General features: G+C 69.7%; 11 protein-coding genes. 6 read left to right on the top strand and 5 right to left on the bottom strand.

What is annotated here, in order from left to right:
- The first annotated feature begins 378 nt into the window (after window positions 1–378).
- From BMY22_RS01630 to BMY22_RS25180, 6 genes are all read left to right on the top strand, one after another.
- Window positions 379–2448: a CHAT domain-containing protein gene (locus tag BMY22_RS01630; protein WP_208599209.1), complete on the top strand. Its 2070-nt coding sequence runs from the start codon at window positions 379–381 to the stop codon at window positions 2446–2448.
- Between the two features lie 67 nt (window positions 2449–2515).
- The gene (locus tag BMY22_RS01625) at window positions 2516–4186 is read left to right on the top strand and encodes a ShlB/FhaC/HecB family hemolysin secretion/activation protein (protein WP_167363685.1); all 1671 of its coding nucleotides are present in this window, start codon (window positions 2516–2518) and stop codon (window positions 4184–4186) included.
- Between the two features lie 13 nt (window positions 4187–4199).
- Complete coding sequence (locus tag BMY22_RS01620; RefSeq protein ID WP_090619034.1) at window positions 4200–10691, top strand: two-partner secretion domain-containing protein; 6492 nt, start codon at window positions 4200–4202, stop codon at window positions 10689–10691.
- A 239-nt stretch (window positions 10692–10930) separates the two neighbouring features.
- Window positions 10931–11731, top strand: coding sequence for a PP2C family protein-serine/threonine phosphatase (locus BMY22_RS01615; protein ID WP_090619033.1), 801 nt, complete (start codon window positions 10931–10933; stop codon window positions 11729–11731).
- Window positions 11732–11747: 16 nt separating this feature from the next.
- On the top strand, window positions 11748–13475 hold the full coding sequence (locus BMY22_RS01610) for a serine/threonine-protein kinase (protein WP_090619032.1): 1728 nt from the start codon (window positions 11748–11750) through the stop codon (window positions 13473–13475).
- 57 nt (window positions 13476–13532) lie between these two features.
- Window positions 13533–14369, top strand: coding sequence for an FHA domain-containing protein (locus tag BMY22_RS25180; RefSeq protein WP_090619030.1), 837 nt, complete (start codon window positions 13533–13535; stop codon window positions 14367–14369).
- Window positions 14370–14403: 34 nt separating this feature from the next.
- Here BMY22_RS25180 and BMY22_RS01600 read toward each other — a convergent pair whose 3' ends face one another.
- Genes BMY22_RS01600 through BMY22_RS01580 form a run of 5 tightly spaced genes read right to left on the bottom strand, consistent with a single transcriptional unit; the run spans window position 14404 to window position 21057 of the window.
- Window positions 14404–14997: a PqiC family protein gene (locus BMY22_RS01600; protein ID WP_244158770.1), complete on the bottom strand. Its 594-nt coding sequence runs from the start codon at window positions 14995–14997 to the stop codon at window positions 14404–14406.
- Window positions 14994–16613, bottom strand: coding sequence for a PqiB family protein (locus tag BMY22_RS01595; RefSeq protein WP_090619029.1), 1620 nt, complete (start codon window positions 16611–16613; stop codon window positions 14994–14996). Before BMY22_RS01595 ends, BMY22_RS01600 begins: the two co-directional genes overlap by 4 nt.
- Window positions 16606–17232: a paraquat-inducible protein A gene (locus tag BMY22_RS01590; RefSeq protein WP_090619027.1), complete on the bottom strand. Its 627-nt coding sequence runs from the start codon at window positions 17230–17232 to the stop codon at window positions 16606–16608. Before BMY22_RS01590 ends, BMY22_RS01595 begins: the two co-directional genes overlap by 8 nt.
- Window positions 17229–17837, bottom strand: a complete 609-nt coding sequence (locus BMY22_RS01585) for a paraquat-inducible protein A (RefSeq protein ID WP_244158769.1) — start codon at window positions 17835–17837, stop codon at window positions 17229–17231. Before BMY22_RS01585 ends, BMY22_RS01590 begins: the two co-directional genes overlap by 4 nt.
- 7 nt (window positions 17838–17844) lie before the next feature.
- A complete protein-coding gene (locus BMY22_RS01580) occupies window positions 17845–21057 on the bottom strand; it encodes an efflux RND transporter permease subunit (RefSeq protein WP_244158768.1) in 3213 nt (1070 codons plus the stop codon).
- Window positions 21058–21067 lie beyond the last annotated feature (10 nt).

Below are 21067 nucleotides of genomic sequence, written 5' to 3'. Positions count from 1 at the left end.
AAAGTTCAGGGACGTACAGTTCTTGTACAGGCTGTCCAGATGTTTTACGACCAATGGCTGAATGTTTGCCAGCAAAACGGCAGGAGGTGGATGAGGCAGCCGTTTTAATAAAACTTTCCGAAAAATCAGCGCGGTAGAGCTTCAAGGTGTTTGCGGGGGCTGGAACTCTGGTTGTCGTTAAATCAGAGCAGCCCCATCTATCCACTTCGCTCTATCCCTTCCGGCCAATCAAGCGTCCCCGGCGCTCTCCTAGACTTTTGCATTTGACGGAGCGGCCACTACGTGTTGGTGGCCGGAGCGACGCACGAGCGGGCTTTCCCGCGGGCGGAGGCAGGACGGATGGGCGGAGCGGCGGGTTGGCGGAGGATCTGGGCGGGCTTGGCGCTGCCGTTGCTCGTGTGGCCGGTGTTCGCCGGCGCCGCCGGCGAGGCGGAGGTCGATCCGCAGGTGCCGCCGCTGGCTTCGCTGGTGCTGAAGGATGCCGACACCCTGCTGGGGCTGACCGAGGAGGGGGCGCTGCTCTACGAGCGGGACCCGCTCAAGCTCAGCGGCTACCAGTATTGCAGCCAGGCCGTGGCGCTGGCCGAGAGCGGCGAGCTGCGGCTCAGTGCGCGGGCCTCGAGCAAGGCTCTGCATCTGGGCCAGGCGTCCGGCGACGGCAACCTGCAGGCGCTGGCCAGCCGCGATCTGGCCATCGCCTTCAGCTATGCCGGGCAGTTGGACAAGGCCGAGGCGTTCGCCCGCGAGGCGTTGCGCCTTCCCGCCAAGGAGCCGGAGAAGGTGGTCGGTCCGGCCTACAAGGTGATCGGCGACGTGCAGGCCCGGCGGGGCGACTACGCCGCGGCGGTGGGCAGCTACGAGACGGCCCTGGCCGGCGCTTCCGAGCGCTACCGGCCGCTGATCCAGGCTTCGCTGGTCAATGCGCTGATCGACGCCGGCGATCTCGGCCGCGCCCGGCAGTTGCTGGAGGCCGCGCCGCCGCCTGCCGAGCCGGCCCTGGCGGCGCAGTGGCAGCGCACCGAGGCGCGCCTCCTGCTGGCCGAGCGGCGGCCCGCCGAGGCGGCCGAGCGCTATCGCCGGCTGCTCGACCGGCCGCCCGGCCTCGACAGCCTCTACTACCAGGTCTGGGCCTGGGACGGCCTGGCCCGCAGCGAGGCCGCGCTGGGGCATCCGCAGGCCGAGGGACAGGCGCTGGAGCAGGCGCTGGCGGGGCTGGATGCGGTGCGCGCGCGCTTTCGCAGCGAGGAGTTCCGGATGGGGCTGTTCTCCGACGTGCAGGATATCTTCGAGCGGGCGGTGGATTTCCACGCCGGGCAGGGCGACGAGCGGGGCGCCTTCGAGACCAGCGAGCGCAGCCGCGCCCGGGCGCTGCTCGATGCGGTGCGCGGGCGCGCCAGCCTGCCCGACGACATGACCCGCCTGGTCGGCCTGGCCCAGCTGCAGGAGGCGCTGGCCGAGGACGAACGGGTGGTGCAGTTCCATGTCCTGCCCGAGCGCCTGCTGGTCTGGGCGGTCGGCCCGCACAGCCTGGAGAGCCACAGCCTGCGGATCTCCGCCGCGGATCTGGCGCGGCTGGTCGAGGCGTTCCGCGATGCTCTGGCCGGCGGGCGGCGCAGCGTGGTGCCGGTCGCCGACCGATTGGGCGCGGCACTGCTCGGGCCGCTGCGGCTGAGGCCGGGGCTGCGACTGATCGTGGTGCCCCACGGGCCGCTGCACTACCTGCCGTTCCAGGCGCTGCGCCTCGACGGCGCCTGGCTGATCGAGCGCCATCCGCTGTCCCTGGCACCGTCGACCAACATCGCGGTCGGCCTGCTGAAGCGCGGTCCGCGGGCGCCGCCGGAACTGACCGCCTTCGGCAATCCGCGGGTGAGCGACGAGTACGAGCTGCCCGGCGCCGCCCGCGAGGTCCGCGAGCTGGGCGCGCTGTTTCCCCACCAGCGGCTGTTCCTCGGCCCGGCCGCGACCCGCACGGCCTTTCTCGGCAGCGCCGGCGACGCATCGCTGCTGCACCTGGCCGCCCATGCCCAGGCCGATCCGCTCGATCCCCTGCATTCGCGCATCCTGCTGGCCAACGAGGAGGGCCGGCGCAGTTTCCTCGAAGTCCGCGACCTCGGCGGGGTGGACCTTTCCGGGACTGCGCTGGTGACCCTCTCGGCCTGCGAGTCGGGGCTCGGCCGGGTCGAGCGCGGCGACGAGGTGCAGGGCTTTCCCCGCGCCTTCCTGGCCTCGGGCTCCTCGGCGCTGATCGCCTCGCTTTGGCCGGTCTCCGACGAGGCGGCGGAACGCCTGATGCGCACCCTCTACCGGGAACTGGCCCGCGGCGTCGACCTGCAGCGGGCGATGCAGGCCGGCCAGCTGGCGGTGCTGCGCCAGCCTCAGACCGCCCATCCGTTCTTCTGGGCACCGTTCAACCTGATCGGCAACTGGCGACTCACCTTGAGGGACTGAGATGGGCAAACCGGCGAAAGCAACCCCGGGCGGCAGGCCGACACGCTCCCCGTCCGCCTGGCGCAGGATGGCGCTGGCCGGCCTGCTGGCGTGCGCCGGACAAGCCCTCTGGGCGGCGCCGCGGGTGAATGAGAGCGACCTGCAGCGCCTGCCCGGCAGCCAGGGCAATCTGTGCGTGGGCTGCACGCCCGAGCAGCGCCTGGAGGCGCCGGCCGGCGGGGAGCCGGCCCAGCCCGCCGCTCCGCCCGCCGGCGGGCCGACCTTCGAGCTGCGCGAGGTGCGCTTTCGCGGCGCCACGCAGATCCCCGCGCAGCGCCTGCAGGCGCTGGCCGCGGAGTACGTGGGGCGTCCGGTGGGGCTGGCCCAGCTCGACGAGCTGGCGCAGCGGGTGACCGGGCTGTACCGCGACGAGGGCTACTTCCTGGCCCAGGCCCTGGTGCCGGTGCAGACCGTGCGCGACGGGGTGGTGGAGATCAGCGTGCTGGAGGGCAAGCTGGGGCGGATCGTGGTCGAACTCGACCGCGACGCGCCGCTCTCCGAGGAATGGGTGCGCAAGTACCTCGCCGCCCTGCAGCCGGGGCAGCCGCTGCGCGCGGCCAGCTATGAGCGGGCGATGCTGCTGCTCTCCGACCAGCCGGGCATCCAGGTGCGCTCGGGGCTGCAGGAGGGGGTGGAACCCGGCACCGCCGATCTGGTGGTGGAAGTCACCCGGGCGCCGCGCTGGTCGTTCGCCGCGAATGCCGACAACCACGGCACCCGCGAGACCGGGCGCAACCGCATCGGCGCCTCGACGCGCTGGGCCAGCCCGAGCGGGGTGGGCGACAACCTCGACCTGAACGGGCTGCTCGCCGAACACAACGACGTCAACTACGGGCGGATCGCCTACGAGCGCCCGCTGAACGGCGACGGCCTGCGCGCCGGCCTGGCCTTCTCGCGGGTCGAGTACAACCTCGGCGGCCAGTTGTCCGAACTGGACGCGACCGGCACCGCCTATCTCGGCGAGGCGCTGCTGAGCTGGCCGCTGCTGCGCCAGCGCTCGCAGAACCTGTTGCTGCGCGGGCGCCTGGAGTACCGCGATCTGGAGGACCGCTTCGAGGAGTTCGACTGGAAAAGCCGCAAGGACATCTACGGGGCGGGCCTCGGCTGGGCCTGGGAGCGGCGCGACGGCTGGCTGGGCGGCGGCTACTGGGCGAGCAGCGGGGAAGGCTATTTCGGCCACCTGAACTTCCGCGGCCAGGACGAGGAGGAGGCCGACCGCGGCCCCTACGGCCTGCACACCGGCGGCGACTTCTTCAAGCTCGGCGGCAACCTGGCGCGTCTGCAGGCGCTGGCGGCGCGGCACAGCCTGTACTGGGCGGTCGGCTTCCAGCTGGCCAGCCGCAACCTGGACTCCTCGGAAAAGCTGGCCCTCGGCGGCCCCCACGCGGTGCGCGGCTACGCCTCCAGCGAAATGCTGGTGGACGACGGGCTGATCTCCAACCTGGAGTGGCGCTGGTCGGCCAGCGAGTCGCTGACCCCCTACCTTTTCTACGATTTCGGCCGCGGCCGGCAGATGCACGACGCCCCCTTCCCGGGGGAGAACTGGCGCACCCTCACCGCGGCCGGACTCGGCCTGGCCTGGGCGCAGCCGGGGAACTTCCTGGTCAACCTGTCGCTGGCCTGGCGGCTGACTGGCCCGGGAGAAACCGACAAAGACCGGCAGCCGCGGCTGTTCGTGGAGCTGCAGAAATGGCTCTGAGAGGAGTGGCGAGATGAATACCCCCATCGGTTCTTTCCTGCAGCCCTTCCTGCAGCGCGCCGGCTGCCTGTCCCGCCTGGCGCTGGCCTGCCTGGCCGCGCCGCTGGCGGCAGCGGGCGAGCTGCCCACCGGTTTCAAGCCGGTCAGCGGCTCGATCACCCAGGACCTCGGCACGCCGGGGGCGCTGAATCTGCAGCAGAACAGCGAGCGGGCGATCGTCAACTGGAATTCCTTCTCCATCGGCCAGGACAACGCGGTGAACATCAGCCAGCCGGGGCGCAGCAGCATGCTGCTCAACCGCGTCCAGGGCGGCCTGCCCTCGGAGATCGCCGGGCGCCTCACCGCCAACGGCCGGGTCTTTCTGGTCAACCCCAACGGCGTGGTGTTCGGCTCCGGGGCACAGGTCAGCACCGGCGGTCTGGTGGCCTCCAGCCTGGACATCGCCGACGACGACTTCAACGCCGGCCGGCTGAAGTTCAGCCGCGCCGACGGCAACCAGGCCGCGGTGATCAACCGCGGCGCGCTGCAGGCGGGGCCGGGGGGCACGGTGGCGCTGCTCGGCGCGGTGGTGCGCAACGAGGGCACGATCAAGGCCGACGGCGGCACCGCGGCACTGGTGTCGGCGCGCCAGCTGTCGCTGGATTTCGAGGGCGACGGGCTGACCACCTTCCGCATCGACGCCGACAAGCCGGCCAGCCAGGCCCTGGTGGAGAACGCGGCCGGCGGCGTGGTCCAGGCCGACGGCGGGCGGGTGGCGATCCTCGCCGACCCGGCCTCGGCGGCGCAGCTGGTGGTCAACCAGCAGGGCGTGCTGCGCGCGCGTTCGCTGGAGCAGCGTGCCGGGGAGATCGTCCTCGGGGTGGGCGCCGACGACCGGGCGGAGGTCGCCGGCCGGCTGGACGCCAGCGGCGGCCCGGGGCTGCAAGGCGGCACGGTGGTGATCGGCGGCGGCGGCCTGTACCTGAACGAGCGGGCCGAGGTGGATGCCGGCGGCGGAGCGGGCGGCGGGCGGATCGAGGTCAGGGCGAGCCGGTCGGCGGCGCTGGCCGCGGGATCGCGGCTGAACGCCGATGCCCGCGACAACGGCAAGGGCGGCACCCTGAATCTGCAGGGCGGCGACAGCCTGCGCGCCCACGGCAGCCTGCAGGCGCGCGGCGCCGGCCAGGGCGCCGGCGGCTTCGTGGAAACCTCGGCGCGGGCGCTGGATTTGACCGGCGTGCAGGTGGGCACGGCCGGCGCGCCGGGGCAGCCGGCGGGAAGCTGGCTGATCGATCCGTTCAACATCACCGTGCTGCCGTGCTGCGATACCGGCGAGTCTTCCGACCCGGTCCTGGACAGCCCGTTCGACCCGGTCGTGGCCGACTCGATCGTCTTCGACAGCGCCATCAGCGCCGCCCTGGATGCCGGCAGCAACGTGCGCATCCATACCGGCCCGGCCGCTGCCGGGGAGATCGGCGGCGATATCGTCATCGGCGACGGGGTGTCGATCCTGCGCCAGGAGGCGACCGGCGGCGCGCTCGAGCTGCGCTTCGACGCCAACCAGTCGATCAGCGGCGGCTTCTTCAGCATCGCCTCGACGGCCGCGCCGCTGAACCTGGTGTTCAACGCCAATGCCAACGGCTTCCGTCCCGAGGCGGGCTTCATCCGCTTCGTCGGCAACGTCGAAGTCGCTTCCCGCCTGCGGACCCAGGGCGGCAGCGTCCATTTCATCGGCCAGAGCGACCCCGACAACGGCACGGCCTCGAACGCCTTCGGCAGCGGCATCCTCATCGACGGGATGGAGATCGACACCCGCGACGCGACCCTCGGCGGCAGTGGCGCGGTGGTCATGCGCGGGCGGGCCGACGTGTCGTTCAGCAGCGAGGATGCGCCCGATGCCGGGGTGAAACTGCAGAACGCGCGGATCGACGCCGCCGACGGGCGGGTCCTGGTCCAGGGCAGCGTCGCCGGGGCGGGCAGCTTCGGGCTGTACGGCGCACTGGTCGGGCAGAGCGAGATCGCCACCCGCGGCGGCGCCATCGAGTTCGACGGCACCGCGCTGCCGGGCGGCAACGGCGGCCTGCAGGTGAGCGGCAGCAGCCTTCTCTCGCAGGCCGGCAACATCCGCCTCGCGGGCCAGGGGCAGGCCAGCGACTTCGGCCTGGCGATCTTCCAGAGCACCCTGAGTACCTCGGCCGGCACGGTCGAGCTGGACGGCACGACGGCCGCCGGCACCGTCGGGGCGGTCGTTTCGGCCAGCCAGATCGGCTCGGGCAGCGGCGACACCCTGATCCGGGGGCGCACGGGCAGCGGGCAGTTCGGTCTGCTCCTGGCCAGCAGCGACGTCGGCGCGGACAGCGGCGATCTGACCCTGATCGGCCTGGCCGGGCAGGCGGACGCGGCGCCGGCGGCCCGGATCGGGCTGGCGGTGGCGGGCGGCAGCCTCGTCGCCGGGCAGGGCGACATCGACCTGCGCGGCCGGGTCGCAGCGGCGAGCGAGACGGACGGTTCGTCCTCCGCCGGACTGCTGTTCGGTTTCGGCGAGATCGGCAGCGGCGAGGTACGCGCCGACGCCGGCAACGTCAGCCTGGCCGGCGAGGCGGCCGAGGGAAGCAGCGTCGCCGGGCTGCGCTTCGCCGACAGCGGCGCCTCGGTGTTTGCCGGCAACGAGCTGCTGATCCGTGCGGCGTCCGCCGATCCGGCGCAGCCGGCGCTCGACGTCGCCGCCGCCAGCGCACTGGGCGGCGCCGCGCTGGTCAACCTGCGCCCCGGCGGCGTGGCGGCCGACGGCAGTCTGACCGACCATTTCGCGACGCCGATCCAGATTGGTGCAGACCCGGTGGAGGGTGGCCTGTCCGTCAGCAATTTCCTGATCGACCAGACTCTGATCGACCGGCTGTCGGCGACGCCCCGTCTGGCGCTCGGTAGCGATGGCCAGGCGGGGAGCATCGTGGTCGTCGGCTCGCCCTCGTTCGCCGAAAGCACGCTGGGCGAGCTGACCCTGCAGGCCGAAGGCAGCGGCGGCGCCATCGACCTCAGCGCGCCGCTGAGCCTGCCGGGCGGCGGCCTGGCGCTGCTCGCCGACGGGCCGCTCACCCAGCAGGACGGTGCTCCGTTGACGGCTGCGCGACTGGTCGCCAGCTCGCGCAGCGACTCGGTCCAGCTGGCGGCGGCCAACGGGGTTGGCGCACTGGCCGGCCGCGCAGCCGGCGCCTTCCGTTTCCACAATGCCACCGGGGATCTGCGCCTGGCGGAACTGACCTTCACCGCCATGAGCGGCGAGGTGGGCGGCGAACGCAGCCAGGCCGGCGTCCAGGCCGGCACCACCCTGGTCCTGAATGCCGAGGGCGGCAACCTCACCCAGGACAGCCCGGCCAGCCTCGCAGCCGCCAGCTTGCTGGCGACCAGCAGCAGCGGCGTGCTGCTGGATAATCCGGACAACGAGACGGGCTCGCTGGCCGGGGTGGCCGGGCAGAGCTTCAGTTATCGGGATGCCACCGGCATCGTTCTCGGCAGCGTCGACGGGGTGAGCGGCGTCCGGGGCGACCAGGTATCGCTGCGCGCCGGGAGTGGCGACCTGAGCCAGAACGCCGGTGCTGACATTCTTGCGGATAGTTTGCTGGCGAGCAGCGAGACGGGCAGCGTGTTGCTGGGCAATGCCGCCAACGAAACCGGCTCGCTGGCCGGGCTGGCTGGACAGACGTTCAGTTACCGGGATGCCACCAGCATCGTCCTCGGTGGCCTCATCGATGAGGTGAGTGGTGTCCGGGCCGCTCAGGTATCGCTGCGCGCCGGGAATGGCGACCTGAGCCAGAGCCCCGGAGCCGATATCGCTACGAATAACCTGCTGGCCAGTAGCGAGACGGGCAGCGTGCTGCTGGCCAATGCCGACAATAACACTGGGTTGCTGGCTGGGCGCGCGGCGAGGGCATTCGCTTTCGTCAATGCGAACGATCTGCGCATCGGTACCGTAGACGGAGTGAGCGGAATCCAGGCCAGCCAGGTGCTGCTGGGCGGAGATGGCGATCTGAGCCAGAACCCCGATGCCAACATTCTCTCGGACAACCTGTTGGCAGCCGGCAGCGGCAGTGTCCGGCTGGACAATCCGGGCAACGAGACGGGCTCGCTGGCCGGGCTGGCTGGACAGACGTTCAGTTATCGGGATGCCACCGGCATCGTCCTTGGTGGCTTCGATGGGGTGAGCGGCGTCCGGGCCGCTCAGGTATCGCTGCGCGCCGGGAATGGCGACCTGAGCCAAAGCCCCGGAGCCGATATCGCTACGAATAACCTGTTGGCCAGTAGCGAGACGGGCAGCGTGCTGCTGGCCAATGCCACCAACGAAACAGGTTCGCTGGCCGGGGTGGCCAGGCAGACCTTCAGTTACCGGGATGCCACCGGCATCGTTCTCGACAACATCGATGACGTGAGCGGTGTCCAGGCCACCCAGGTGTCGCTGCGGGCCGGGAAGGGCGATCTGAGCCAGAACGCCGGCGCCGATATCGCTGCGGGCAGTTTGCTGGCGACCAGCAGCAGCGGTGTGCTGTTGGACAATCCGGACAACGAAACCGGCTCGCTGGCCGGGCTGGCTGGGCAGACCTTCAGTTACCGGGATGCCACCGGCATCGTTCTCGACAATATCGATGACGTGAGCGGTGTCCAGGCCGCCCAGGTGTCGCTGCGCGCCGGGAAGGGCGATCTGAGCCAGAACGCCGGGGCCGATATCGCTGCGGGTAGTTTGCTGGCAACCAGCAGCAGCGGCGTGCTGTTGGACAATCCGGGCAACGAGACGGGTTCGCTGGTCGGGCTGGCTGGGCAGACCTTCAGTTACCGGGATGCCACCGGCATCGTCCTTGGTGGCTTCGATGGGGTGAGCGGCGTCCGGGCCGCCCAAGTGTCGCTGTGGGCCGGGAGGGGCGATTTGAGCCAGAGCGCCGGCGCCGATATCCACTCGGACAGCCTGCTGGCCAGCAGCGAAACGGGCAGCGTGTTGTTGGCCAATGCCACCAACGAAACGGGCTTGCTGGCCGGGCAGGCCGGGCAGACGTTCAGTTACCGGGATGCCACCGGCATCGTCCTCGGCAGCGGCGTCCGGGCCGCTCAGGTATCGCTGCGGGCCGGTAAGGGCGACCTGAGTCAGCAATTCGGTGCCGACATCCTTGCGGACGGCCTGCTGGCCAGCAGCGAGACGGGCAGCGTGTGGCTGGCCAATCCCCGCAATGCGCTGCATGCCTTGGCCGGGCGCGCGGCGGGGACGTTCGTTTTCACCAATGCGGACGATCTGCGCATCGGCAGCGTCGACGAGGTGGGCGGAATCCAGGCCAGCCAGGTGCTGCTGGTCGGAAATGGCGATCTGGATCAGGAGCCTGGGGCCGATATCGTCGCGGGCCGCCTGGTGGCGGTCGGCACCGGGAGTGTCCGGCTGGAAAATCCGGGCAACGAGATGAGCCTGCTGGTCGGGTTGGCGGGGCCGACCTTCAGTTATCGGGATGCCACGGGGATCGTTCTGGGCGTCATCGATGAGCGGAGCGGGGTTAAGGCCAGCCAGGTATTGCTGCAGGTCGGGAAGGGCGATCTGAGTCAGATCGTCGGTGCCGACATCCTGGCGGACAGCCTGCTGGCGATCAGCGAAACGGGCAGCGTGCGGCTGGAAAACCCGACCAATGCGCCGTATGTCCTGGCCGGGCGCGCGGCGGGGGCGTTCGTTTTCGTCAATGCGGATGCTCTGCGCATCGGCACCGTCGACGGGGTGAGCGGGGTGGTGGCGGGCAGCGTGCTGGTGCGCAATCTGCTCGGCGACCTGACCCTCGACGCTCCGGTCGCGGCGACTGCCGGCAGCGCGGTGCTGGCGACCGGCGGGCGCCTGCAGAACCCGGGCGGACAAGGGGTGACGGCCCGCAGTTTCTGGCAGATCTGGGCGGACACCTGGATCGGCGAAACTCGCGGCGGACTCGCCGGTTCCGGCCCGACGCCGAATCTCTACGGCTGTGCCTACGGCGGGGCCTGCGTCAGCGCCGCTGCCTTGGCGTCGAGCGCCGCCGACAACCATTTCCTCTACCGGCAGCAGCCGTCGGCCCGGATCGTCTTCAACTCCTACGCGCTGCCCCTGGGGACGCTTCCGGGGCCGCTGTTCGGGGTCGATGGGTTGGTCCTGGACGACGCCGGCAACGGCATCGAGGTTTCGCCGCAAAGCGACGGATTGCGCGGCGGCCCTCCGGGCGTCCATGTCCTGAATGGCTCGTTCACCTCGGCCGAGGGGTACCTGCTGACGTCGGTGCCCGGCACGCTCACCTACTACCTGAGTCCGGAAGTGGTGCAACGCCCGGACTGGGTGCGCCGCCGTCCCGATACCTGGCTCTACGATCACAACCTGGCCAGCGCCAGCATGTGTCCGGCGCCGGGGATTACCACGCCGTCGCGGGTCGAGGAGGGCGACGAGCTGTCCCGCGAGTGGTCCCTGGTCAAGTCGCGGCCGAGGCTCGGCTCTTGCGTGCCCGGAGACAAGCGCAACGGCTGCGCCGATTTCTGAGCACCGTCCTGGTTGGCGCAAGGCTGGATCGGCAACGACCAGCCTTCGTCGCGCCGCGCCACCCGGCCCTGCTGCGCCATCCGCCCGTCCGTTCCCGCGAACTGTGCGTCCTTTCACCTTCCTGACGTCGTGTCCGGCAATCGGCTGCCGGGGCGGTGGCAGCGGAGTATGCTGCCGGCCAATAGCCATTGGCTCCGTCGCCGCCCCCGCCAACGTCGTCCCCGAGATTTTTCACCGTCATGTCGATCACTTGGTCTTCCGATCCCGCTTTGGGATATGCGGCGCTCACGGCCGTGGGCCGGGTGCGTCGGCACAACGAAGACGCGCTGCTGTGCTGTCCGCAGCTGCGTTTGTGGGCGGTGGCCGACGGTATGGGCGGCCATCGGTGCGGCGAGCTGGCCAGCGCTCTGGCGCTGGATGTCCTGCGCCGGCAGATCGCCCGCGGCGAGGGTCTGCACAGCGCCGTCCTGACCGCCAATGCCGCCGTCCTCGCCGCCGCCGAGGCCGAGGAGGGGCGGCGCGGCATGGGCACCACCCTGGTCGCGGTGCGTTTTTCCGGGGCGGATTTCCAGCTCGCCTGGGCCGGAGACAGCCGCGCCTACCGGATCGGTACCGGCTCCATCGAGCAACTGACCCACGATCACAGCTGGGTGCAGACGATGATCGACGCCGGCCGGCTGAGCGCCGAGGAGGCCAGCCGGCATCCCCTGCGCAACATGGTGACTCGCTGCCTCGGCCAGAGCGGCGAGGCGCTCGAGGTGGCGCTGGTGCAGGGCCGCTTGGGCCACGGCGAGCTGCTGCTGCTGTGCAGCGACGGCCTGACCCGCGAGCTGGGCGATGCGCAGATCCTGCAATTGTGTGCCGGCGCCGCCACCCTCGACGCGTTGGTCGGTGCGCTCGTCGAGGCCGCCAACCGCATGGGCGGCAGCGACAACATCACCTGCATCGCGCTGGGGCTGGCCTCGCCGCCGCCGATGCAGGCCACGGCGCAAAAGCCGCGCAGCTTCCTCGACAAACTGTTGAAACCCGCAAAGAACTGATCCGGCGCCCGATTCCATGAACGACAGCGTGCTCGATATTCCCGGTTACCGCCTGCATGGCCTGCTCGGCAAGGGCGGCATGGCCGCCGTCTACCTGGCCACCCAGCAGTCGCTGCAGCGCCAGGTGGCGATCAAGGTTCTGGGCAAGGCCGAGGAGCGGAGCTTCACCCTGCGTTTCATCCGCGAGGGGCACCTGCTCGCTTCCCTGCATCACCCGGCGATCATCACCATCTACGACATCGACCGGTTGCCCGACGGCCGCCACTACCTGGCCATGGAATACCTCCCCGGCGGCGACCTGGCCCGTCACAAGGGCGAGCTGTTCGCCCCGGAGCGGGCCCTGGAGATCGTCCGGCAGATCGCCAGCGGTTTGGCGGTGGTGCACACCAAGGGGCTGGTGCACCGCGACGTGAAGCCGGCCAACATCCTGTTCCGCGGCGACGGCAGCGCGGTGCTCACCGATTTCGGGGTGGCCAAGGACCTCGATCTCGACAGCGAGCTGACCCAGTTCGGCATCGCCGTCGGCAGCCCGGCCTACAGCAGCCCGGAGCAGGCGCAATGCCAGCCGCTCGACGCGCGCAGCGACATCTACAGCCTGGGGGTGATCCTACTGGAGATGCTCATCGGCACCAACCCCTTCCGCGGCAGCAACTATACCCAGACCGTGATGAACCACATGCAGCTGCCGCTGCCGAGCCTGTCCGGCGCGCTGGGGCCGTTTCGCGGCGTGCTCGAGCGGATGCTCGCCAAGGAGCCCGGCCAGCGCTTCGCCGACTGTCGGGAAGTGCTGGCGGCGCTGGACGAGATCGAACTGGGCGACCCCGACGAAACCCGCCTCGGCCCCGGCCTGCCGCCGAGCGCCAGCCGCGCGGCGGAGGCATCGCCGGCCGAACCGGCGCCACGCAGGGCTCGCCGTGCGCGGTGGCCGGCCGTGCTCGGTGTCCTGTTGCTGGGCGGCGCCCTGGCCGGTGGTGGTTTCTACTGGCACCAGCAGCGGCAGGTCGACGAGTTCCTTGCCAAGGCCGAACGGCGCCTGGCCGAGGGACAGTTGCAGGCGCCGGCGCAGGACAACGCCGAACACTACTTCCGCGAGGCGCTGCGCCTGGACGCGCGCAGCCTGGCGGCCCGGGTCGGCCTCGAACGGGTCGGCAGGGCCGCGCGCATCGCCGGCCTGCTGGCCCTCGGCGAGCAGCGCCTGGCCGAGGGCCGGCTGCAGGAGCCGGCACAGGACAGCGCCGAGCACTACTTCCGCCAGGTTCTGGAGCTGGAGGGCGGGCATGCCGGCGCCCTCGACGGCCTGAGGCGGCTGATCGAGGCGCGCATCGCCGGCCATCTGGCGCGCGCCGAGCAGAGCATCGCCGACAAGCGCCTGCTGCTGCCCGAGGACGACAGCGCGGTCTACTACTACCGCCAGGTCCTCGGCTGGATGCCCGACAACGCGCAGGCTCTGGCCGGTCTGCACCGCATCGCCACGCACTACCGCGACCTGGCCAACGCCACCTACCGGCGCAAGGACTTCCCCGGTGCCCTGGAGATGATCGAGCGAGGGCTGCAGGCCGAGCCGGAGAACCCCGAGCTGCTGCGGATGCGCGAGGAGCACCGGGAGCTGCTGGCCTCGGCGCGGGCGGCCAGGGCGGCCCAGGCCCGCCGGCCCGTGCAGCGGGCGCCAGCGCCGCGCAGCGAGGCGCCCAGCGAGGACGGCAACCCGATCAAGCAGGCCTGGAACAACCTATTCGGCAACTGACCGGCAGTCGCCGCCCCCCACCGAGTCTGCGTCACGAGAACAGGGCTCATACCGCATATGCTCAAGCTGAACTTCAAAGACAGTCGTCAGGCGCCCATCTGGTTGGTCGAGGAACGCTTCACCATCGGCCGGGACCGTCGCAATCACCTGGTGCTCGACGATTCCGGGATAAGCAACTTCCACGCGGAAATCCGCCAGCGGAACGGCCTCTACTACCTCCATGACTGCGAGAGCGAGAACGGCACCTTCGTCAACGACGCGCGCATCGCCAGCCACTACCAGCTGCGCGCCGACGACCTGCTGCGGGTCGGTCCGGTGGAGCTGCTGCTGCTCGACCCGAGCAAGGCCAAGCCGCGGGCGGAGGCCGCGCCGCGCTGGTTTTTGCAGGTGATCCAGGGCGAGCACGAGGGCCGCAAGTTCCATGTCCAGGGCTCGATGACCTTCGGCCGCTCGACCAAGTGCGAGCTGTGCTTCGGCGATCCCGAGCTGTCGCGCCGCCACGGCGAGTTCTTCCTCAAGGGCGACGTGCTGGAAATCAAGGACCTGGCTTCGGCCAACGGCGTCTACGTCAACCGCCAGCGGATCGACAGCGCCGTCCTGCAGCCCGGCGACCAGGTGCGCATGGGCTCGGTGACCCTGCTGGTGATCGGCCCCAGGGTCGAGGTGCCGCAGGCCGAGGACGAGGACGCCACGCTGTTCATGGCTGCGGTCGACCTGCCCAGACCGGAGAAACCCAGGACGAGCGACCGCGCACCCGTCGCCAACCCCCTGCACGTCGCTGCCCAGGCGGTGGCCGCGTGCCCGCCCGAGGCGAAGGCCGGCGCCAGCCGGCTGGTGCTGGGACTGCTGGCCGGCGGGGCGCTGCTGGCGGCGGCGGTGCTGGTGGTGTGCTAGGCCCGGTCCAGGCGGAACGCTCGGCAGGGAAGGTTCATGGCGCCGGGCGGGTGCCCGGAAGGAACCGGGCGATGTCCCGGCTCAGCGTTGCCAGGGCCCGGTCATGGGCCGCCACCAGGGCTTCGGTATCGCTCCCCGGGGCCGGTTCGCTGACCGTCGTGCGGCCCGCCTTGAGCACCGTGCCCTGGGCGCTGCGGATCGTCCACAGGGCGTCGAGGCTGGCCGCGGTGCCGGGTGCCGACTCGAAGCGCTGCACGTCCACTGCCACCCGGTAGTCGGGATCGGTCGTGGCGTTCTGGGGATAGGCCGCCACCCGGGCGCCGCCCAGCAACTGCGCCAGGTTGGCGGCGACGACCTGGCCGATGCCGCTCGACAGCGGGGCGGCCCAGCGCGTGTGCTCCTGGATCGCCACCCGGTTGGCGTCGAGCCGCAGCACCAGCTGCGGCCGGTCCACCGTGTCGGGTACGGTGATCGGCCCCACGGCCACCGTATAGGTCGCCCGGGGCGCTGCCGGATTGGCCGTAGCGACCGCGCTGAGGGTATAGAAACGCTCCTCGGGGGCGCTGGCGCAGCCGCCGAGCGTCGCCAGGGCCAGGCCGGCCGCAAGAACTAGAACATGGCGCTTCACTTCTTATCCTCCTGCTTGCCCCAGAGCAGCGCTTCGGGATGGCGTTCGAGATAGTCGGACAGGGCGCGCAGGGACTTGGCGGTGCGTCCCAGCTCGCGGATGGCCTCGCGGGTGTCGTACTGCAGGGGCTTGTCGGCGGCCATCATGCCCTGGGCGGTGTCCACGGCCTTGCGCGCTTCGCTCAGGGTCGCGACGACCTCGGGGGCTACCTGGGCGTCCAGCCGGGTCATCAGGCGATTGGCGGCCTGCAGGGTCTGGCGCAGGTCGGTGCTGATCTGCTCCAGCGGCAGTTTTTCCAGCTTGCCGGCGACGTTCTTGAGGGTCGCCTGCAGTTCGCCCAGGCTGCCCGCGGTGGTGGGCAGTTGGGGGGGGGCGCTGCTCCAGTCGATCCCGGCCTTGGGCGCGTCGGGGAGGAAGTCGAGGGCGATGTAGAGTTGCCCGGTGAGCAGGTTGCCGCTGCGCATCTGCGCGCGCAGGCCGTTGGCCACCATGCCGTCCAGGAATCGTTTGCGTGCCTCGTCCGACAGCGGGGGCTGGTCTTTTTCCTTGGAGCGTAGGCGTAGCCGCTGCGGATAGAGGTTTACCTCGACGGGCATGATGATTCGCCGGCTGACCGGGTCCAGTTCCACCCGGATGGCGGACACTTCGCCGAGGGCGATGCCGCGGAAGTCCACTATGGCGCCCGGTGCCAGGCCCCGCAGGGATTCGTCGAAAAACATGACCATCTTCAGCACGTCGTGCTCGGGGTTGCGCATGGCCTGGCCCCGGTCGGCGAACAGCTCGAAGGGGGTATCCGCCGCCGCGACGGCCCCTGCGGCGGACTCCGGCGGGGTTTCGAAGGCCACCCCGCCGAGCATGATCGACACTATGGACTGGGTATTCACCTCGATTCCGGAGGCGTCGAGCTTGACGTCCAGCCCGCTGGCGTTCCAGAAACGGGTGTTTTCGGTGACATATTGGTCATAGGGGGCGTTGACGAAGATGCGCAGGTCCACCCCGCGGCCGTCCTGGTCGAGCCGGTAGGACACCACCTGACCGACCTGCAGGCGGCGGAAGAAGATCGGCGAGCCCATCTCGAGCGAGCCCAGGTCGCTGCTGCGCAGAATGAACTCCCGGCCCGGCGTGTCGACCTGGATGACCGGCGGCACCTCCTGGGCGGTGAAGGCCTTCTGCGCCTGGGCGGATTTGCCCACGCCCACCCCGATGAAGGAGCCGGACAGCACCGTGCCGAGCCCCGACACGCTGCCGCCGGAAATGCGCGGCTTGACCAGCCAGAAGGTGGTGTCCTCGACCAGGTGGGGCTTGAAATCCTTGACCAGCTCGGCGGTGGCCACCACCTGCTTGAGGTCCTGGGAGAGGGCCACGGTGGTGACCAGGCCGATCTCCACGTCCTTGTACTTGAGCTTGGTCTTGCCGGCCTCCAGGCCTTCGGCGTTCTTGAAGACGATGGTGATGATGGGGCCCTGATCGAGGACGGACTTCACCGCCAGCCAGCCGCCGATGAGGGCGGCCACCAGGGGCACCAGCCAGACCAGCTGCGGCTTCCAGCGCGACTTGGGGGCCGCCTCGGCCTCCGGAAGGGTGGATAGATCGGGGGGCGGGGGGGCGTCAGGCATCGTCTTTCTCCATGGAATCCCAGATCAGGCGAGGATCGAAGCTCATCGCCGCGAACATGGTCAGCACTACCACGGCGCCGAAGGCCAGGGCCCCGGCGCCGGGGCGGATGGTCGCCAGGGCGTCGAGTTGCACCAGGGCGACGAGCAGGGTCACCACATACACGTCGAGCATCGACCAGCGCCCCACCAGCTCCACCAGGCGGTAGAGCTGGGTGCGCTGCACCGGTTGCCAGCGGGAACGCAGCTGCACCGACACCACGAGGACGACTAGGGCGAGGAGCTTGGCCATCGGCACCAGGATGCTGGCGATGAACACCACCAGGGCCAGGTGCCACGAACCGCTTCGCCACAGATACACCACGCCGCTCATGATGGTGTCCTTCTGGGAGCCGAACAGGGAGCTGGTTTCCATGATCGGCAGCAGGTTGGCGGGGATGTAGAGGATCGCCGCGGCGAGGATGAAGGCCCAGGTGCGGGCGATGCTCTCCGGCTTGCGTCCGTGCAGGGGGGTGCCGCAGCGCGGGCAGCGGATGGCGTGGCCGTGGCCTGCGCGGGCCAGCAGGCCGCAACCATGGCAGGTCGCCAGGCCCTGGCGGGCGGCGCTCGGCGGGCCCTTCATCGCGGCGGCCCCAGTCGTGTCCACAGATCGCGGGGATCGAAGGCGGCGGCGGTGGCCGCCATGAGCATCATCACCCCGGCGAAGGACCACAGGGCGATCCCCGGTACCACGATGGCGAGGTGGGCGAGCTTGACCAGGGACACCAGGATGCCGAGCACGAACACTTCCACCATGCCCCAGGGCTGGACCAGGGTCATGGTGCGAAAGACCAGCTCGGCATGGGGCGGCCGGCGCCTGAAGCAGGCCGGCAGCAGCAGGTAGGTCATGGCCAGCATCTGCGCCAGAGGCGCCGCGAAGGTGGTCGCCAGCACGAGCCCGGCGACCAGGCGCATGTCGTCGCGGTACATGACCTGCGCCGCACCCAGCAGGGTGGCCTGCACGACGTCCCCGCTGAGCTTGAGGCTGACGATCGGAAAGACATTGGCGACGAGAAAGAGGAGGAGGGCGCCGAGGGTGCAGGCCAGGGCGCGCTCGGTGCTCTGCGGATGACTGTGGAAGAGGGTCGCTCCGCAGCGCCGGCAACGGGCCACGCCGCCCTGGGGCAGGTGTGGCTCGCGCTGCAGGAGATCGCATTCGTGGCAGGCGATCAGGGGCTGCTCCGCCATGGCCATTTCAGTCGCCCTCGTGTCGCTGCTGCGGGACGCTGCCCGGCGTCCCACCCGGCACCGCCGGTTCGGTGGGCAGCGCGGCTTTCCCGGTGTCCTTGGCTTTTTTCTCGGAAAGCCGCTCCACCAGGTAGTAGAACACCGGGATGAAGAACACCGCGATCACCGTCGCCGCCAGCATCCCGCCGATCACCCCGGTGCCGATCGAGTGGCGGCTGTTCTCCGAGGCGCCGACGGCGATCGCCAGGGGTACGCAGCCGAGGATGAAGGCCAGCGAGGTCATCACGATGGGGCGCAGGCGTTCCTTCGCCGCGGTCATCGCCGCATCGAAGACCGACATGCCCTGTTCGCGGTTCAGCACGGCGAACTCGAAGATCAGGATGGCGTTCTTCGCCGCCAGGGCCACCAGCATGGTCAGGCCGATCTGGAAGTACACGTCGTTGACCAGCCCGCGCAGCAGGATCGCCAGCAGGGCGCCGAACAGCGCGAAGGGCACCGCCAGCAGCACGCCGACCGGCAGCGACCATTTCTCGTACTGGGCGGCGAGGATCAAAAACACCATGATCAGGCCGAAGACGAAGACCTGGGAGGTGGTGCCGCCGGCTTTCTTCTCCTCGAAGGCCTCGCCGCTCAGGGCCAGGCCGTAGTCGCTGGTCATGGTCTCCGCGGCCACCGCTTCGAGGGCCGCGAGCGCCTGCCCGGAACTGAAGCCCGGCGCCGCGTTGGCGGTGATCTTCACCGCCGGGAAGTTGTTGAAGCGGGTCAAGAGGTCGGGGCCGGTGACGTAGCGGGTGGTCAGCAGGGCCTTGAGCGGGACCATCTCGCCGCTGCGGCTGCGCACGTAGATCTGCTGCAGGTCGTCGACCTTGAGGCGATAGGCGGGCTCGGCCTGCAGGATCACCTGCCACAGACGGCTGAACTTGTTGAACTGCGACACGTACAGCGAACCGAACATGGTCTGCATGGTGCTGTACACGTCCTCCACCGGTACGCCCAGGGTTTCCGCCTTTTCCCGGTCCACGTCGGCGAGCAACTGCTGGGAGAAGGCGTTGAAGGTGGAGGTGATCGCACCGAGTTCCGGCCGCTGTCTGGCCTTGGCCACGAAGTTGTTCACCAGCTCGGCCAGCTGGCTGACGGTGCCGTCGCCCTTGCTCTGAATCCACACCTCCATGCCGCCGGTGGTGCCCAGGCCGGGAATGGACGGTGGATTGACCGGCAGGATGAGCCCCTCGCGCACCTGGGAGAGTGTCTGGCCGGCCGCCTTGATGACGGCGGAGGCACCCTGCGCCCGGATGGTTTCCGCGTCCTTGTAGCGCTCCTCGAAATCCTTGAAGCCGACGAAGAAGGTGCCGGCATTGTTCTTGTTCTGGCTGTCCAGCAGGCTGTAGCCGTTGACGACGGCCACCCCTTCGACGGCCTCGTTGTTCATGAAGTAGTCGCTGGCGACCTTGCCCACCTCGCTGGTGCGATCCAGGCTGGCGGCGTCGGGCATGATCACCGCGCCGAGCAGGTAGCCCTGATCCTCCGGCGGCAGGAAGGCGCCGGGAATCCGCTGCGCCATCAGCACCGTCAGGACGATCATTCCGGCGAACAGCAGCAGGGCCAGCACGAAGCGCTTGATCATGAAGCCCACCGAGCGGGAGTAGCCCTCGGTCATGCGCTCGAAGCTGCGTTCGAACCAGCGGAAGAAGCCGCGCTTCTCGCCGTGGCTGGGCTTGAGCAGGATGGCGGCCAGGGCCGGCGACAGGGTCAGGGCCACCAGGCCGGAGATCACCACGGAAATGGCGATGGTGATGGCGAACTGCTTGTAGAGCTGGCCGGTGATGCCGCCCATGAAGGCCACCGGAATGAACACCGCGCACAGCACCAGCACGATGGCCACCACCGGGCCGGCCACCTCGTCCATGGCCCGCTTGGCGGCGTCCTTGGGATTCATCTTGTGGACGTGCATGTTGCGCTCGACGTTCTCGATCACCACGATGGCGTCGTCCACCACGATGCCGATCGCCAGCACCATGCCGAACAGGGTCAGCATGTTGACGGAGAACCCCAGGGCGGTCATGCCGATGAAGGTGCCGACGATCGACACCGGCACCGCCAGCACCGGGATCAGGGTGGCGCGCAGGCTCTGCAGGAACACGTAGACCACCACCACCACCAGCACCAGGGCCTCGAAGAAGGTTTTCACCACCTCGTCGATGGACGCGCGGGTGAAGGCCGTGGTGTCCATCACGATCGTGTACTCGATGCCGGCGGGGAAGCTCTTCTCCATCTCCGCCAGGGTCGTCCGGACGGCGTTGGACACCTCCAGGGCGTTGGCGCCGGGCTGCTGGTAGACCGCCATCAGGGTCGCCGGTCGGCCCTGGTAGGTGCTGCGCAGCGAGTAGTCCTTCTGGCCGAGTTCGGCACGCCCTACGTCGCGCAGACGAACGATGGCCGCCCCGCCGCTGGCGGCGCGGATGATGATGTCTTCGAATTCGGTGGGTTCGGTCAGGCGGCCCTTGGTGGTGACGGCGAAGGACTGCTCCACCGGCTGGCCGGTGGGGGACTGGCCGATGCGGCCCACGGCGAACTGCTGGTTCTGGTTGGCCACCGCCTGCTGCACGTCGGTGGCCGAGATGCCCAGTTGGGCCATCCGGTCCGGCTTCAGCCAGATCCGCATGGCGTAGTCCGGGGTGCCGAAGATGGCGGCCTGGTTGGCCCCGGGGATGCGCTTGATGGCATCCAGGAGATAGATGTTCGTGTAGTTGGCGATGTAGGTGCTGTCGTAGCGGTTCTCGGGGGAATACACCGCAATGACCATCATGAAGGCCGAGGACTTCTTCTGTACGTTGATGCCCTGGGCCTGGACCGCCGACGGCAACTGCGGCAGGGCCAGGTTCACCCGGTTCTGCACGTCCACCTGGGCGAGGGAAGGGTCGGTGCCGATCTCGAAGAAGACGTTGAGGGTCATGTTGCCCGTCGCCGAACTCGACGAGTACATGTAGATCATGTTGTCGGAGCCATTGACCTGCTGTTCGATGGGCGCCGCCACGTTGTTGGCCACCACTTCGGCGTCGGCGCCGGGGTAGGTGGCCGACACCGTGATTTGCGGCGGGGTGATGTCCGGATACTGGGCTACGGGCAGATTGAACATGGCCACCGCCCCGGCCAGGGTGATGACGATGGAGATCACCGAGGCGAAGATCGGCCGGTCGATGCAGTAATGGGAGATGCTCATGGGGTCCGTC

Source organism: Azotobacter beijerinckii (genome assembly GCF_900110885.1).
GTDB lineage: Bacteria > Pseudomonadota > Gammaproteobacteria > Pseudomonadales > Pseudomonadaceae > Azotobacter > Azotobacter beijerinckii.
Note: the sequence above shows the minus strand (reverse complement) of the source record. Positions and strands in the feature narration are given on the sequence as shown.